This window comes from Streptomyces sp. NPDC001787, assembly GCF_040297465.1.
In the GTDB taxonomy this organism is placed as follows: domain Bacteria; phylum Actinomycetota; class Actinomycetes; order Streptomycetales; family Streptomycetaceae; genus Streptomyces.
On record NZ_JBEOZE010000002.1, the window covers coordinates 475676 to 491896 of the forward strand.

Here is a 16221-nt window from a genome sequence, read left to right on the forward strand (position 1 = left end):
GTCCCATGCCCCCTACTCTCGCCTCGCTCATCAAGCATCCGGCGCTCAGGCTCACGGTGCGCGCGGGGGCGGACCGGCTCGGTACCCCCGTGCGCTGGGCGCACGCCAGCGAACTCGCCGACCCCGTGCCGTACATGGACGGCGGCGAGCTCCTGCTCGTCACCGCCACCAACCTCGACGCCGAGGACGCCGAGGCCATGCGCCGGTATGTGCGGCGGCTGGCGGGCGCCGGAGTCGCCGGCGTCGGCTTCGCGGTCGGCGTCACCTACGAGGACATCCCCCGGGCGCTCGTGGACGCCGCCGAGGAAGCCGGGATGCCGCTGCTCGAAGTGCCGCGCCGCACCCCGTTCATCGCCATCAGCAAGGCCGTCTCCGCCGCCATCGCCGCCGATCAGTACCGCGCCGTCACCGCGGGCTTCGAGGCCCAGCGGGAACTGACCCGGGCCGCACTCGCCGGGGACGGCCCCGCCGGGCTGCTCACCCGGCTCGCCGCGCACATCGACGGCTGGGCCGCCCTGTACGACACCTCCGGCGCGGTCGTCGCCGCCGCGCCCGACTGGGCCGCCCGCCGGGCCGCCCGCCTCACCGCGGACGTGGAGCGCCTGCGCGAGCGGCCCGCCCCGGCCAGCGTGGTCGTCGGCGACAGCGACGACCGGGTCGAGCTCCAGTCGCTGGGCACCGGACGGCGCGCCCGCGGCGCCCTCGCCGTCGGCACGGGCGCGGCCCTCGGGACCGCCGAACGGTACGCCGTGCACTCGGCCGTCGCCCTGCTCACCCTCACCACCGCCCGCTCCCGCTCGCTCCAGGGCGCCGAACAGCGCCTCGGCGCGGCGGTCCTGCGGATGCTGCTGGCCGGGCAGCCCGACCACGCGCGGGCCGTCGCCGGGGACCTGTACGGCGGGCTGCTGGACGCGCCCTTCCGGCTGCTGATCGCGGAGACCGCCGAACCGGCCGGCTCCGAACCGCTCGCCGAGGCCATGGAGTCCGCCGCCTCCCGGTCCGGCGAGTCGCTGCTCATGGTGCCCGAGGGCGACCGCCTGGTGGTCCTGGCGGCGGACGGCGGCGCGGCCGTCGCCGCCTGCACCGCGTATGCCGAGGCACAGGACGCGCGCCCGGCGCGCGAGCCGGGCGCGGAGGAGGGCGAGGTGGTCGTGGGCCTCTCCGCCCCGGCCGGACCGATCGCCGTGTCCGCCGCGTACAAACAGGCCGAACAGTCCCTCTCGGTCGCCCGCCGCAGGGGCCGGGCGCTGGTCGAGCACGAGGAGCTGGCGACCGGCTCGGTGCTGCCGCTGCTCGCCGACGACGCGGTACGGGCGTTCGCCGACGGGATGCTCCGCGCGCTGTACGAGCACGACGCGAAGGGCCGCGGCGACCTCGTCGCCTCCCTGCGCGCCTGGCTCTCCCGGCACGGCCAGTGGGACGCTGCCGCCGCCGACCTGGGAGTGCACCGGCACACGCTGCGCTACCGGATGCGCCGGGTGGAGGAGATCCTGGGCCGCTCGCTCGACGACCCGGACGTCCGGATGGAGCTCTGGCTGGCGCTGAAGGCGACGACGGCGGGGTCGACGGCGGGGCCCGTACCGGGGTGACCGGCAGGCCGCCCGCGCTGTGCCCCGCGGCCGCCTCCGACATTTCGTAGCACGGTCACTCCCGTGTGCTCCATGTCGGACAAACGTCCTGAGCGCTCCGTCGCCCTAACGTGGGACACCAGTGGGAAGCCCTCCGGGTGCCCGCGAACTCCGTCACGACCTCCGAAGGGCCGGAACCGCCATGACTTCCACCCACGCCTTCTGGCTGGCCGGCCGCCGGGCCACCGGCGAGGACAGCTTCGACGTCACCAACCCCTACGACGGCCGTCTCGTCGGCACGGTCAGCGTGCCGACCGACGCGCAGGTCGAGGAGGCCGTCGCCGCCGCGCACGCCGTGCGCGAGGAGTTCGCCGCGACCCCGGCGCATGTCCGGGCCGCCGCGCTCGACCATGTCGTCCGGCGCCTCGGGGAGCGCACCGAGGAGATCGCCCAGCTGATCTCGGCCGAGAACGGCAAGCCCATCAAGTGGGCCCGCGGCGAGGTCGGCCGTGCCGTCTCCGTGTTCCGCTTCGCCGCCGAGGAGGCCCGCCGCTTCAACGGGGGCGACGCCCAGCGGCTGGACACCGACGCCGGCGGCACCGGCCGCCTCGGGCTCACCCGGCGCTTCCCGCGCGGCGCCGTCCTCGGTATCGCGCCCTTCAACTTCCCGCTCAACCTGAGCGCCCACAAGGTCGCCCCGGCCATCGCCGTCGGCGCCCCGATCATCCTGAAGCCCGCCCCGGCCACCCCGATCTCCTCGCTGATCCTCGGTGAACTGCTGGCCGAGACCGACCTCCCGGCCGGCTCCTGGTCCGTGCTGACGGTGCCCAACGAGAAGATGCCCGCCCTGGTCCAGGACGAGCGGCTGCCCGTGATCTCGTTCACCGGCTCGGGCCCGGTCGGCTACTCGATCATGGAGTCGGTGCCCCGCAAGCACTGCACCCTGGAGCTGGGCGGCAACGGCGCGGCGGTCGTCCTGGGCGACTACGCCTCCGAAGCCGACCTGGACTGGGCCGCGACCCGTATCGCGACCTTCTCCAACTACCAGGGCGGCCAGTCCTGCATCTCGGTGCAGCGCGTCATCGCCGACGCCTCGGTCCACGACCGGCTGCTCCCGAAGATCGTCTCCGCCGTCGAGGCGCTGGTCACCGGCGACCCCGCCGACGCCACCACCGACGTCGGCCCGCTGGTCAGCGAGGACGCGGCCAAGCGCGTCGAGTCCTGGGTCGACGAGGCCGTCGCCGCGGGGGCCGAGCTGCTGACGGGCGGCAAGCGCGACGGGGCCACCTACGCCCCCACCGTGCTCACCGGCCTCCCCGCCGATGTGAAGCTCTCCTGCGAAGAGGTCTTCGGCCCGGTCATGTCGATCCAGAAGGTGGACGGCGAGGCCGAGGCGTTCGCCGCCGTCAACTCCTCCAAGTACGGCCTCCAGGCAGGCGTGTTCACCCACGACCTGCAGACCGCCTTCCGTGCCCACCGCGCCCTGGAGGTGGGCGGCGTGATCATCGGCGACGTCCCCTCGTACCGCGCGGACCAGATGCCGTACGGCGGAGCCAAGCAGTCCGGCGTCGGCCGCGAGGGTGTGCGCTACGCGATGGACGACTACACCTACGAGCGCGTCCTGGTCCTCACCGGCCTGGCCCTCTAGGACGGGCCCTCCGGAGAGGTCCCAGGCCCTCCGGAAGGCACCAGGCCCCTCAGGAGCCACCCGCCCGCATTCCGCCTGGACAGCACGACGGCGGGCGGGGGAACGCGGACGGCCCGAACCCACTGTGCGGGGGTTCGGGCCGTCCGCGTTCCCCGCGGCACCGGTGGTGGGCCCGGCCTGGATCGGGTAGATACGGACAAGTGACACCGATTCCATCGGTACACGAGCAAAGCCCATGTCCGGTCCATCGGCCCCCACGCGGCGAGGTGAGCTCCTCATGTCCGCCCCACCCCACACGCCCGAGATCCCCCGTGTCACCGAGCGCGAGGCGCGCCGCGTGGCCGAGGCCGCCCGAGAGCAGGACTGGCACAGGCCGAGCTTCGCCAAGGAGCTCTTCCTGGGCCGCTTCCGGCTCGACCTGATCCACCCGCACCCCCTGCCGCCCCCGGACGACGTCCGGCGCGGCGAGGAGTTCCTGGCCCGGCTGCGCGCATTCTGCGAGACGAGGATCGACGGAGCCCTGATCGACCGCGAGGCGAAGATCCCCGACGAGGTGGTCAACGGGCTCAAGGAACTCGGCGCGCTCGGCATGAAGATCGACACGAAGTACGGCGGTCTCGGCCTCACCCAGGTGTACTACAACAAGGCGCTCTCCCTGGTCGGATCGGCCAGCCCCTCGCTCGGCGCGCTGCTCTCGGCCCATCAGTCGATCGGCGTACCCCAGCCACTGAAGATCTTCGGCACCCAGGAGCAGAAGGACACCTTCCTGCCCCGGCTGGCCCGCACCGACATCTCGGCCTTCCTCCTCACCGAACCCGACGTCGGCTCCGACCCGGCCCGGCTCGCCACCTCCGCCGTCCCCGAGGGCGACGACTACGTCCTGGACGGCGTGAAGCTCTGGACCACCAACGGGGTCGTGGCCGATCTGCTGGTCGTCATGGCCAGGGTGCCCGAGTCCGAGGGGCACCGGGGCGGCATCACCGCGTTCGTCGTCGAGGCGGACTCCCCGGGCATCACCGTGGAGAACCGCAACGCCTTCATGGGACTGCGCGGCATCGAGAACGGTGTGACCCGCTTCCACCGCGTCCGTGTCCCCGCCGCCAACCGGATCGGCCCCGAGGGCGCCGGCCTCAAGATCGCCCTCACCACGCTCAACACCGGGCGCCTCTCGCTGCCCGCCATGTGCGTCGGCGCCGGGAAGTGGAGCCTGAAGATCGCCCGCGAATGGTCGGCCGTGCGCGAACAGTGGGGCAGGCCGGTCGCCCGGCACGAAGCGGTCGGCGCGAAGATCTCCTTCATCGCCGCCACCACGTTCGCGCTGGAGGCCATCGTCGACCTCTCCTCCCAGATGGCCGACGAGAACCGCAACGACATCCGGATCGAGGCCGCCCTAGCCAAGCTGTACGGCTCCGAGATGGGCTGCCTGATCGCCGACGAGCTGGTCCAGATCCGCGGCGGCCGGGGCTTCGAGACCGCCGATTCCCTGGCCGCCCGGGGCGAACGGGCCGTCCCCGCCGAGCAGCTCCTGCGCGACCTGCGGATCAACCGGATCTTCGAGGGTTCCACCGAGATCATGCACCTGCTGATCGCCCGGGAGGCCGTCGACGCCCATCTGAAGGTCGCGGGAGACCTCATCGACCCGGACAAGCCGCTGTCGGCCAAGGCCAGGGCGGGCGCCAACGCCGCCGGGTTCTACGCCCGCTGGCTCCCCGGACTGGTCGCCGGACCGGGCCAGCTCCCGCGGACCTACGGCGAGTTCCACCCCGCGGGCCACCCCGACCTCTCCGCCCACCTGCGCTACGTCGAACGCTCCGCCCGCAAACTGGCCCGGTCCACCTTCTACGCGATGTCCCGCTGGCAGGGCCGCATGGAGACCAAACAGGGCTTCCTCGGCCGGATCGTCGACATCGGCGCCGAACTCTTCGCGATGAGCGCCGCCTGCGTGCGCGCCGAACTCCTGCGCACGAGCGGCGACCACGGCCGCGAGGCGTACCAGCTCGCCGACGCCTTCTGCCACCAGGCCCGGATCCGGGCCGAGGAGCTCTTCACCCGCCTCTGGTCCAACACCGACGACCTCGACCGCCGGGTGGTCGACGGCGTGCTGGCCGGCAGGTACACCTGGCTGGAGGAGGGTGTCGTCGACCCGAGCGGCGACGGCCCCTGGATCGCCGACGCCACCCCCGGAGCGTCCACCAAGGAGAACCTCCACCGGCCGATCCGCTGAGCGGCGGTTTCCGCGGGACAGCCCGGAAGGGACGCGTCCACCCGCCGGACGCGTCCCGCCCGGCCGCCCGGCACACGGCACAATGACGGACCGTGACCGTCATCGACATCCCCGGCTCCAAGTCCGTCACCGCGCGCGCCCTCTTCCTGGCCGCCGCGGCGAAGGGCACCACCACCCTCCTGCGCCCCCTGCGCTCGGACGACACCGAGGGCTTCACCGAAGGGCTGGACCGCCTCGGGTACGCGGTCACCCGCGAGGCGGACCGCTGGCACATCGAGGGCCGCCCGGCCGGCCCCGCCGCCACCGACGCCGACATCTACTGCCGGGACGGCGCCACCACCGCACGCTTCCTGCCGACCCTCGCGGCCGCCGCCGCCTCCGGGACGTACCGTTTCGACGCCTCCGCCCAGATGCGCCGCCGCCCGCTCGCCCCGCTCACCGAGGCGCTGCGCACCCTCGGTGTGGACCTGCGGCACGACGGGGCCGAGGGCCACCACCCGCTGACCATCCGCCCCACCGGCATCCGGGGCGGCGGACTGACCCTGGACGCGGGGGAGTCGTCGCAGTACCTCACGGCCCTGCTGATGCTCGGCCCGCTCACCGCCGAGGGCCTGCGGATCGAGGTCACCGAGCTGGTCTCGGCGCCGTACATCGAGATCACCCTCGCGATGATGCGGAGCTTCGGCGTCGAGGTCGCCCGGGAGGGGAACACCTTCACGGTCCCGCCCGGCGGCTACCGGGCCACCACCTACGCCGTGGAGCCCGACGCGTCCACCGCGAGCTACTTCTTCGCCGCGGCGGCCCTCGCCGGCCGTGAGGTCACCGTCCCCGGGCTCGGCACCGGCGCGCTCCAGGGCGACCTGCGCTTCGCCGACGTCCTGCGACGGATGGGCGCCGAGGTCCGCACGACGGCGGACGGCACCACCGTCCGCTCCGGAGGAACCCTGCGCGGACTCACCGTCAACATGCGCGACATCTCCGACACCATGCCGACGCTGGCCGCCATCGCGCCCTACGCGGACGCACCGGTACGGATCGAGGACGTCGCCAACACCCGGGTCAAGGAGTGCGACCGGCTGGAGGCGTGCGCCGGGAACCTGCGCCGTATGGGCATCACCGTTCACACCGGCCACGACTGGATCGAGATCCACCCCGGCACCCCGCGCCCCACGGAGATCGCCACGCACGGCGATCACCGCATCGTCATGTCGTTCGCGGTCGCCGGACTGCGTACGCGGGGCCTGACGTACGACGACCCCGGCTGTGTCCGCAAGACGTTCCCGCGGTTCCACGAGGTCTTCGCCGGGTTCGCGGGGCCCGCGGGCGGACAGGCGGACACCGCAGGCTGAGACTTCCGGGGCCGGCGCCCCGCGTGCTTCGTCCACAGCGATCCGCCGGGTCCGGAGACCGACCCGCACCGCCGGCGTGCGCCCCCGACGGTCTGCGCCCGAGGTGCGGCGTCGCGGCACACCTTGAACCGTGCGCCGGTCCGCCGGTGCGGGCCGGATCACGACGAAGGGCCCACCACGTCCTTGGACGACAGCCGTCCGCCGGTGAAGCACAACCGGTAGGCGTCCGAGGACATCAGCGCCGTGCTGTAGTACACGCAGTCCGCTCCGGCGGGCGCCTCACCCGCCCCTGACGGCGGCTCGCCCCGGGTCATCGCGGGCAGCCGCTCCGACACATCGGCGCGCGGCTCGCCCACGGTCAGCCGCGTGTACCGCCCACCGTCCAGGACCGCGAACGACGAGCCGGCCACGCTGGCCGGGACCACCAGGACGAGTGCTCCGGCGACGACCGCGAGCGGTGCCCGCACGGTCTGTGCCAGCAGCCGGCGCACCTGGCGTCCGGCCCGTTCCAGTTCGACGGCGGACGGCGCGGGCTCCGGCACGGTGCCGCTCCCGGAGCCGGTCCCGGAGTCGGTCCAGGAGCCGCTCCAGGAACCGGTCCCGGACCCGGCGCCCGCGTCGGCGGCCGGTCCCGAGGGCGACTCGGCGGGCAGTTCGGCGACGACCCGGAAGCCGCCCCCGGGCGTGGGCCCGGAGACCAGCGTGCCGCCGGCCAGCCGTACGCGTTCGCCGAGCCCGACGAGCCCCGTCGCGCCGGAGGCGACCCCGGGCAGGCCGGCGGACGCGGGCGCCTCGTTCACCACTCCGGCGCGGACCCGCCCCCCGCTCCGCGTCAGCTCGACACGGACCGCGGCGCCCGGGGCGTGCTTGACCGCGTTGGTCAGGCCCTCCTGGACGACCCGGTGCACCGCGAGGGCGGTCATCCTCGGCAGCCCCTCGGTGATCCGGTCCGCGCTCCCCTCGCCCGAGGGGGCGTACGAGACCGAGACCCCGCACGAGCGCGCCCCCTCCACCAGGGCGCCGAGGGACTCCCGGGCCGCGGGGCGGTCCTCCGCGCCCAGTACGCCGACGATCTCGCGCAGCCTTCCGGTCGCCGCCGCCGCGGCCTCCCTCAGCTCACCGGCGGACGCCCGCCCTCCGGGCCCCAGCGCGGGGTCCAGCTCCAGCGCCGCGGCCCGGACCGCGAGCAGGGTCAGCTCATGGCCGAGCGAGTCGTGCATGTCGCCCGCGATCCGGGCCCGTTCCGCGATCCGGGTCCGGTCGGCGACCGCCCGCCGCTCGCTCGCCACCAGACCGGCGACCCGCCGCCCGGTGGAGATCAGCTCGGCGTACCGCCTGCGGTGGCGGCCGAGCAGCCAGGGCAGCAACACCAGGACCAGCAGCTCCAGGGACACCCGGCCCAGCATCGCCGCGGGCCGGTCCCACGGCTCCCGGGTGAGGTGACACCACGCCAGGACGCCCGCCACCGGCAGCACCGCACCGGCGAGGGACACCGGCGCGGGCCGGGCGGCGGACGGCCGGGACCCCGCGAGGAAGGAAAAGACCGCAAGCGCCGCCCAGTACACGGGCGCGAGCGACCCCGTACCCGACCACAGGCTCAGCAGCACCGGCACACTCGACGCGGCGAGCGGCCACCGGCGCGAGACCCCCACGGCGGCCCCCAGCAGGGGCACCGCGACCGCCGCCTCGGCCCGGTGCCCGCTCCCCAGACAGACGGCGGAGGTCACCACGGGAGCGCAGAGCACGAGCCACAGCCCGGTGAGGGGGAGGAAGGACGGGGGGACGGGCCGGCGGAGGGAGCATCGGCGGTACGGGCGGCGCATCACTTCAGGATGGGCGTTCCGCGGGCGCCCGGGGTCGGACGGAAGCAGGAGACCGCATCAGACCTGAGAACGACCCGGACGGGCAAATCCCGCGCCGCGCGGGGGCCGACGGGGACGCCCTGTCCACGCGCACAGGCGTTGCGGCAACAATGGGGGGCATGAGCGACAGCCCTGCCCCCCTCGCCGACCCGCATCTCGTCTTCGACGCCGCAGAAGGACGCCGGGATCTCGTGATCCTCGGCTCCACCGGGTCCATCGGCACCCAGGCCATCGACCTGGTGCTGCGCAACCCCGACCGCTTCCGGGTCACCGCGCTCTCGGCCGCCGGCGGCCGGGTCGCCCTCCTCGCCGAGCAGGCACACACACTCCGGGTGGACACGGTGGCGGTCGCCGCCGAGGACGCGGTGCCCGCTCTGCGCGAGGCGTTGCGGGAGCGGTACGGGGCCGGGGAGCCCCTCCCCGAGGTCCTGGCCGGACCCGACGCGGCCACCCACCTCGCCGCGAGCGACTGCCACACCGTGCTGAACGGGATCACCGGCTCCATCGGGCTCGCCCCGACCCTCGCCGCACTGGAGGCGGGCCGCACGCTCGCCCTCGCCAACAAGGAGTCGCTGATCGTCGGCGGCCCGCTGGTGAAGGCACTCGCCGCCCCGGGCCAGATCATCCCGGTCGACTCCGAGCACGCGGCGCTCTTCCAGGCGCTCGCCGCCGGGACCCGCGCCGATGTCCGCAAGCTCGTCGTCACGGCCTCCGGCGGTCCCTTCCGCGGCCGGACGAGGAGCGACCTGGCCGATGTCACCCGGGAGCAGGCCCTCGCCCACCCGACCTGGGCCATGGGACCGGTCATCACGATCAACTCCGCGACCCTCGTCAACAAGGGACTGGAAGTCATCGAGGCGCATCTCCTCTACGACATTCCGTTCGACCGGATCGAGGTCGTGGTCCATCCCCAGTCGTACGTGCATTCCATGGTGGAGTTCATCGACGGCTCCACGCTCGCCCAGGCCACCCCGCCGGACATGCGCGGCCCGATCGCCATCGGCCTCGGCTGGCCCCTGCGCGTCCCGGACGCCGCACCCGCCTTCGACTGGACGAAGGCCTCCAGCTGGGAGTTCTACCCGCTGGACAACGAGGCGTTCCCGTCCGTCGGACTCGCCAGGCACGTCGGCACGCTCGGCGGCACCGCGCCCGCGGTGTTCAACGCCGCGAACGAGGAGTGTGTGGACGCGTTCCTCGCGGGACGGCTGCCGTTCAACGGAATCATGGATACGGTCACCGAGGTGGTGACCGAACACGGCACCCCCGCCCCGGGAACTTCGCTGACGGTCGCGGACGTCCTCGATGCGGAGACCTGGGCCCGTGCCCGGTCCCGGGAACTCTCGGCGAAAGCGACAGCGGAGGCGCGCGCATGAGTCTGACCACGATCCTGTTGACGGTCCTGGGGATCGTCATCTTCGCCGTGGGGCTGTTGTTCTCGATCGCCTGGCACGAGCTGGGCCACCTCTCGACCGCCAAACTCTTCGGCATCCGGGTGCCGCAGTACATGGTCGGCTTCGGCCCGACCCTCTGGTCGCGCAAGAAGGGCGACACCGAGTACGGCATCAAGGCCATCCCGGCGGGCGGCTACATCCGCATGATCGGCATGTTCCCGCCCGGAGCGGACGGCCGGATCGAAGCGCGCTCCACCTCGCCCTGGCGCGGCATGATCGAGGACGCCAGGTCCGCCGCCTACGAGGAGCTGGAGCCGGGCGACGAGACGCGGCTCTTCTACACGCGCAAGCCGTGGAAGCGCGTCATCGTGATGTTCGCCGGACCGTTCATGAACCTGGTCCTGGCCGTCGTGATCTTCATCGGCGTGGCGATGAGCTTCGGTTTCCAGACCCAGACCACCGAGGTCGCCGGCGTCCAGAAGTGCGTGATCTCGCAGAGCGAGGAGCGCGACACCTGCAAGAAGTCCGACCCCGTCTCGCCGGCCCAGGCCGCCGGACTCCAGAAGGGCGACCGGATCGTCGCCTTCGACGGGCAGCGGATCGACGACTGGGCGACGCTCTCCGACCGCATCCGCGGGACCATCGGCCCCGCCACCCTGACCGTGCAGCGCGACGGCCAGGAAGTGACGCTGCACGCCGTGCTGCGCGAGAACGCCGTGACGAAGAAGGACTCCAACGGCGAGGTCGTGCCCGACCAGTACATCAAGGCGGGCTACCTCGGCTTCGCCGCGCAGACCGAGATCGTGCCGCTCACCTTCGGCGAGTCCGTGGTGCGCATGGGCGACATGCTGGAGAACGGCGTCGACTCGATCATCGCCCTGCCCTCCAAGATCCCGGACCTGTGGGACGCGGCGTTCGGCGACGGCCGGCGCGCCGACGACTCCCCGGTCGGGGTGGTCGGTGCCGCCAGGATCGGCGGCGAGGTGATGACGCTGGACGTTCCGGCGCAGAACCAGATGGCGATGATGCTGTTCCTGCTGGCCGGCTTCAACCTCTCACTGTTCCTGTTCAACATGCTCCCGCTGCTCCCGCTCGACGGGGGGCACATCGCGGGCGCGCTCTGGGAGGCCCTGCGCCGCAATCTGGCCAAGGTCTTCAGGCGTCCCGACCCGGGCCCGTTCGATGTGGCGAAGCTGATGCCGGTCGCCTATGTCGTCGCAGGGATCTTCATCTGCTTCACCCTGCTCGTCCTGGTCGCCGACATCGTGAACCCGGTCAAGATCTCCTGACCGCCACAGCCGCCCCGGCGGCCCCACAGGTGGACGCCGGACACACAGGTGGTGTCCGGCGGCCCACCACCGGATCGCTCGGGCGGCGTGATGCGTCCGTCACCGCTCCCGTGCCGTAACCTCGAAAGCCGGAGCCCGTCGATCCCGGCACCGTGAACCACCCTGAACCACCTTGATCCGCACCTTGATCCACACCTTGGGGATGCTCAGCGCATGACTGCGATTTCTCTCGGAATGCCGGCCGTTCCGACCAAGCTCGCCGACCGGAGGGCCAGCCGGAAGATCCAGGTCGGCTCGGTCGCGGTCGGCGGGGACGCTCCCGTCTCCGTGCAGTCGATGACGACGACGCGTACGTCGGACATCGGGGCCACGCTGCAGCAGATCGCCGAGCTGACGGCGTCGGGCTGCCAGATCGTACGGGTGGCGTGCCCGACCCAGGACGACGCCGACGCGCTGGCGACCATCGCCGCCAAGTCGCAGATCCCGGTGATCGCGGACATCCACTTCCAGCCCAAGTACGTCTTCGCGGCGATCGACGCGGGCTGCGCGGCGGTCCGGGTGAACCCGGGCAACATCAAGCAGTTCGACGACAAGGTCAAGGAGATCGCGAAGGCGGCCGGTGACGCCGGTACGCCGATCCGGATCGGCGTGAACGCGGGCTCGCTGGACGCGCGGCTGCTGAAGAAGTACGGCAAGGCCACCCCGGAGGCCCTGGTCGAGTCGGCGCTGTGGGAGGCGTCCCTCTTCGAGGAGCACGGCTTCGGCGACATCAAGATCTCGGTGAAGCACAACGACCCGGTCGTGATGGTGAACGCCTACCGTCAGCTGGCCGCGCGGAGCGACTACCCGCTGCACCTGGGTGTGACGGAGGCGGGTCCCGCGTTCCAGGGCACGATCAAGTCGGCCGTCGCCTTCGGCGCGCTGCTCTCCGAGGGCATCGGCGACACGATCCGGGTGTCCCTGTCGGCACCGCCCGTCGAGGAGGTCAAGGTCGGCCTTCAGATCCTCGAAGCGCTGAACCTCAAGCAGCGGCGGCTGGAGATCGTCTCGTGCCCCTCGTGCGGCCGGGCGCAGGTGGACGTCTACAAGCTGGCGGACCAGGTCAGCGCGGGCCTCGAAGGCATGGAGGTCCCGCTGCGGGTCGCCGTGATGGGCTGCGTCGTCAACGGTCCCGGTGAGGCCCGTGAGGCGGACCTCGGTGTCGCCTCCGGCAACGGCAAGGGCCAGATCTTCGTGAAGGGCGAGGTCATCAAGACCGTGCCGGAGTCGAAGATCGTCGAGACGCTCATCGAAGAGGCGCTGAAGATCGCCGAGCAGATGGAGAAGGACGGCATCCCGTCCGGCGAACCCGAGGTCTCCATCAGCTGACCCGCCCCCGCCCTTCCCGACCGCGCCCCGCCGGACCCCGTGTCCGGCGGGGCGCGGCCGTACCGTGCCGGGGCCCGCCGAAGTGCCCCGCCCGGCAGCGGACCGGTCCGTGGGCGGCGCCCGACAGCCTTGTTCGGTACAGTGCGGAAATCAGCAGACCGTATGGTGAGGCCCCCTCGTGTTGACGCAGACCACCACCCGGGTCCTCGAACCCAGCGACCTCGGCGCAGCGCTCGCCATCCTGGAGAGCGAGCCCGTGGCCAACGCCTTTGTGACCTCGCGCGTGCAGGTCGCGGGGCTCGACCCCTGGCGGCTCGGAGGGGAGATGTGGGGCTGGTACGCCGACGGCAGGCTGCGCTCGCTCTGCTACTCCGGCGCCAACCTCGTCCCCATCTGCGCCGGACCCGAAGCGGTCCGGGCCTTCGCCGACCGGGCCCGCAGGGCCGGCCGCCGCTGTTCCTCGATCGTCGGCCCCGCCGAACCCACCGCCCAGCTGTGGCGCCTGCTGGAACCGAGCTGGGGCCCCGCCCGCGAGGTCCGGGCCAACCAGCCGCTCATGGTCGCCGAGAGCCTGTCCGACGAGGTGCCGCCCGACCCGCTCGTCCGCCGCATCCGCAAGGACGAGATGGACATCCTGATGCCGGCCTGCGTGGCGATGTTCACCGAGGAGGTCGGCGTCTCCCCGCTGGCGGGCGACGGCGGACTCCTCTACCAGGCCCGCGTCGCCGAACTCATCAGCACCGGCCGCTCCTTCGCCCGCATAGAGGACGGCAAGGTCCTCTTCAAGGCGGAGATCGGCGCCGCCACCTCCCTGGCCTGCCAGATCCAGGGCGTCTGGGTCGCCCCCGAGTTCCGTGGCCGCGGGCTCTCCGAGACGGGCATGGCGGCCGTCCTGGCCCATGCGCTGGCCGATGTGGCACCGGTCGTCAGCCTGTACGTGAACGACTACAACACCCCCGCGCGCAAGGCGTACGCCCGCGTCGGCTTCCGTGAGGTCGGCGCCTTCATGAGCGTGCTGTTCTGACCGCGGCGGAGCGTGCCGGCCCGGCCGGAGGGACGCGGGGCGTCGCGAGCGGTCCGCGGCGGGCTGTTCTGGCCGTGCGGAACGGACAGTAGGGTTCGCGCATGGCAGCAGCAGTTCCCGGGAACGGCCCCCGGACCCCCGGCATCGTGATCGGCCCGCTCGACCTGGCCGCACGGGTCGATGAAGCCCTGCTCGTCCAGGCCGTCGCCTTCGGACTCAGCCAGGACGAGATCGATGTGCGCCGCCACATCGTCCTCAGACACCTCGACCATCCCTTCGCGCGGGCCCTCGGCGCCACCACGCCCACCGGGCGTCTCGTCGGGTTCGTCTACGGCCTGCCGAACGACCGCGCCCACTGGTGGTCCACCGTCGTCGAGCCCTATCTGCGGGCGACCGGCTCCGACGGCTGGCTGGACGACTCGTTCGTCATCACCGAGCTCCATGTCCACCCGGACTACCAGCAGCGCGGCATCGGACGCGCCCTGATCACCACCGTCACGGACGCCGTGGACCACCCCCGCTCGATCCTCTCCGCCATCGACAGGGAGAGCCCGGCACGCGGTCTGTACCGCGCCCTGGGCTACCGGGACCTGGCCCGGCAGGTGGTCTTCCCGAGCGCCCCGCTGCCGTACGCGGTCATGGGCGCACCGCTGCCGCTCCGCCGTTCCGGCTGAATCGATTTCCGCCCGCACGGGCCGCCCGGTTAACCTCGGCCACACCACCCTTGCGAGCAGGAGTTCATCATGGCCCAGGTCCAGCGCATGTCCCGATTGATGATCAAGACACTGCGCGACGACCCGGCGGACGCCGAGACGCTCAACCACAAGCTGCTCGTCCGGGCCGGATACGTACGCCGCACGGCCGCCGGCATCTGGTCCTGGCTGCCGCTCGGCAAGAAGGTCCTGGACAACATCACCCGCGTCGTCCGCGAGGAGATGGACGCCATCGGCGGCCAGGAGGTCCTGCTTCCCGCGCTGCTGCCCAAGGAGGCGTACGAGGCGAGCGGCCGGTACGACGAGTACGGCGACCTGCTCTTCAGGCTCAAGGACCGCAAGGGCGCCGACTACCTCCTCGGCCCCACGCACGAGGAGATCTTCACCCAGGTCGTCAAGGACATGTGCTCGTCCTACAAGGACCTGCCCGTGATCCTCTACCAGATCCAGACCAAGTACCGCGACGAGGCCCGCCCCCGCGCCGGTGTGCTGCGCGGGCGCGAGTTCCAGATGAAGGACTCGTACTCCTTCGACACCACCGACGAGGGCCTGTCCGAGGCGTACCGGCTGCACCGCGGCGCCTACATCCGGATCTTCGAGCGCCTCGGCCTCGACCACCGGATCGTCTCCGCCGTCTCCGGCGCCATGGGCGGCTCCGCCTCCGAGGAGTTCCTGGCGCCCGCGCCCGCCGGCGAGGACACCTTCGTCGACTGTCCGAACTGCGACTACGCCGCCAACACCGAGGCCGTGACCTTCCGGGCCACCCCGGTGGACGGCTCCGCCACCGGCCCCGTCGAGGAGCTGGACACCCCCGACACCCCGACCATCGAGACCCTCGCCGCCCACCTCGGCGTCCCGGCGTCCGCCACCCTGAAGAACCTCCTGGTCAAGGTCGACGGCGAGATCGTGGCCGTGGGCGTGCCCGGCGACCGTGAGGTCGACCTCGGCAAGCTCGGCGAGCACCTGGCCCCCGCCGTCGTCGAGCTGGTCACCGCCGAGGACTTCGTGGGCCGCCCCGAGCTGGTCCGCGGCTACGTCGGCCCGCAGGGCCTGGAGAAGGTCCGCTACATCGCCGACCCCCGCGTCGCCGCCGGGACCGCCTGGATCACGGGTGCCAACAAGGAGGGCAAGCACGCGAAGAACGTCGTCGCGGGCCGCGACTTCGAGGTCGACCAGTACCTCGACGTCGTCGTCGTCGAGGCGGGCGACCCCTGCCCCAACTGCGGCGCCGGCCTCCAGGTGGACCGTGCCATCGAGATCGGCCACATCTTCCAGCTCGGCCGCAAGTACGCCGACATCTTCTCCCTCGACGTCCTCGGCCAGCAGGGCAAGCCCGTCCGGGTCACGATGGGCTCGTACGGCATCGGCGTCTCCCGCGCCGTGGCCGCACTCGCCGAGCAGACCGCCGACGACAAGGGCCTGTGCTGGCCCCGCGAGATCGCCCCGGCCGATGTCCACGTGGTCGCGGCGGGCAAGGCGCTCCAGACCGAGCTGGCCCTGGAGGTCTCCGAGAAGCTCGGCGCGGCCGGGGTCCGGGTCCTGGTCGACGACCGCGCGGGCATCTCGCCCGGTGTGAAGTTCACCGACTCCGAGCTCATCGGCGTACCGACGATCCTGGTCGCGGGCCGCCGCTCCGCCGAGGGTGTCGTCGAGCTGAAGGACCGGCGCACCGGCGAGCGCGAGGAGCTCACCGTCGACGAGGCCATCGCGCGCATCACCGCCGACCTGGGCTGATCCGTCCGCACATACGACGAGGCCCCCGCGCACCGGCAGGTGCTGCGGGGG

The 16221-nt window shown here is 72.6% G+C and carries 11 protein-coding genes; 10 read left to right on the top strand and 1 reads right to left on the bottom strand.

Translation table 11 applies throughout. The annotated features are described in order from the left end of the window. Window positions 1-5 precede the first annotated feature (5 nt). The 4 genes from ABT170_RS04710 to aroA all read left to right on the top strand — a co-directional run bounded on the left by ABT170_RS04710 (window position 6) and on the right by aroA (window position 6789). Window positions 6-1589, top strand: coding sequence for a PucR family transcriptional regulator (locus tag ABT170_RS04710; RefSeq protein WP_329945341.1), 1584 nt, complete (start codon window positions 6-8; stop codon window positions 1587-1589). A 181-nt stretch (window positions 1590-1770) separates the two neighbouring features. Then, a complete protein-coding gene (locus ABT170_RS04715) occupies window positions 1771-3216 on the top strand; it encodes an aldehyde dehydrogenase family protein (protein ID WP_329945342.1) in 1446 nt (481 codons plus the stop codon). A gap of 277 nt (window positions 3217-3493) precedes the next feature. After that, complete coding sequence (locus ABT170_RS04720) at window positions 3494-5440, top strand: acyl-CoA dehydrogenase family protein (protein WP_329945343.1); 1947 nt, start codon at window positions 3494-3496, stop codon at window positions 5438-5440. A 92-nt stretch (window positions 5441-5532) separates the two neighbouring features. Continuing rightward, the gene (gene aroA, locus ABT170_RS04725; RefSeq protein WP_329945344.1) at window positions 5533-6789 is read left to right on the top strand and encodes a 3-phosphoshikimate 1-carboxyvinyltransferase; all 1257 of its coding nucleotides are present in this window, start codon (window positions 5533-5535) and stop codon (window positions 6787-6789) included. Window positions 6790-6947: 158 nt separating this feature from the next. Here aroA and ABT170_RS04730 read toward each other — a convergent pair whose 3' ends face one another. Further along, a complete protein-coding gene (locus ABT170_RS04730; RefSeq protein WP_351864032.1) occupies window positions 6948-8516 on the bottom strand; it encodes a sensor histidine kinase in 1569 nt (522 codons plus the stop codon). 254 nt (window positions 8517-8770) lie between these two features. Here ABT170_RS04730 and dxr point away from each other — a divergent pair, with 254 nt between their 5' ends. From dxr to ABT170_RS04760, 6 genes are all read left to right on the top strand, one after another. Then, window positions 8771-10024 carry a 1-deoxy-D-xylulose-5-phosphate reductoisomerase gene (dxr, locus tag ABT170_RS04735; protein WP_351864035.1) on the top strand — a complete coding sequence of 418 codons (1254 nt, stop codon included), beginning with the start codon at window positions 8771-8773 and terminating at the stop codon, window positions 10022-10024. Then, window positions 10021-11331 (top strand): M50 family metallopeptidase, encoded by a 1311-nt coding sequence (locus ABT170_RS04740; RefSeq protein WP_329945347.1) that lies wholly within the window; start codon window positions 10021-10023, stop codon window positions 11329-11331. Before dxr ends, ABT170_RS04740 begins: the two co-directional genes overlap by 4 nt. Before the next feature lie 213 nt (window positions 11332-11544). After that, entirely contained in the window at window positions 11545-12699 is a 1155-nt protein-coding gene (gene ispG / locus ABT170_RS04745; protein WP_329945348.1) for a flavodoxin-dependent (E)-4-hydroxy-3-methylbut-2-enyl-diphosphate synthase, read from the top strand. Window positions 12700-12877: 178 nt separating this feature from the next. After that, window positions 12878-13723, top strand: coding sequence for a GNAT family N-acetyltransferase (locus ABT170_RS04750; protein WP_329945349.1), 846 nt, complete (start codon window positions 12878-12880; stop codon window positions 13721-13723). 101 nt (window positions 13724-13824) lie between these two features. Then, a complete protein-coding gene (locus tag ABT170_RS04755; RefSeq protein WP_329945350.1) occupies window positions 13825-14397 on the top strand; it encodes a GNAT family N-acetyltransferase in 573 nt (190 codons plus the stop codon). Between the two features lie 69 nt (window positions 14398-14466). After that, the gene (locus ABT170_RS04760) at window positions 14467-16170 is read left to right on the top strand and encodes a proline--tRNA ligase (protein WP_329945351.1); all 1704 of its coding nucleotides are present in this window, start codon (window positions 14467-14469) and stop codon (window positions 16168-16170) included. Window positions 16171-16221: the final 51 nt, after the last annotated feature.

Coding starts and splice junctions, on each gene's coding strand:
- ABT170_RS04710 (WP_329945341.1), top strand. CDS start 6: ATGCCCCCTACTCTCGCCTCGCTCATCAAGCATCCGGCGCTCAGGCTC.
- ABT170_RS04715 (WP_329945342.1), top strand. CDS start 1,771: ATGACTTCCACCCACGCCTTCTGGCTGGCCGGCCGCCGGGCCACCGGC.
- ABT170_RS04720 (WP_329945343.1), top strand. CDS start 3,494: ATGTCCGCCCCACCCCACACGCCCGAGATCCCCCGTGTCACCGAGCGC.
- ABT170_RS04760 (WP_329945351.1), top strand. CDS start 14,467: ATGGCCCAGGTCCAGCGCATGTCCCGATTGATGATCAAGACACTGCGC.
- ABT170_RS04755 (WP_329945350.1), top strand. CDS start 13,825: ATGGCAGCAGCAGTTCCCGGGAACGGCCCCCGGACCCCCGGCATCGTG.
- ABT170_RS04740 (WP_329945347.1), top strand. CDS start 10,021: ATGAGTCTGACCACGATCCTGTTGACGGTCCTGGGGATCGTCATCTTC.
- ispG (WP_329945348.1), top strand. CDS start 11,545: ATGACTGCGATTTCTCTCGGAATGCCGGCCGTTCCGACCAAGCTCGCC.
- dxr (WP_351864035.1), top strand. CDS start 8,771: ATGAGCGACAGCCCTGCCCCCCTCGCCGACCCGCATCTCGTCTTCGAC.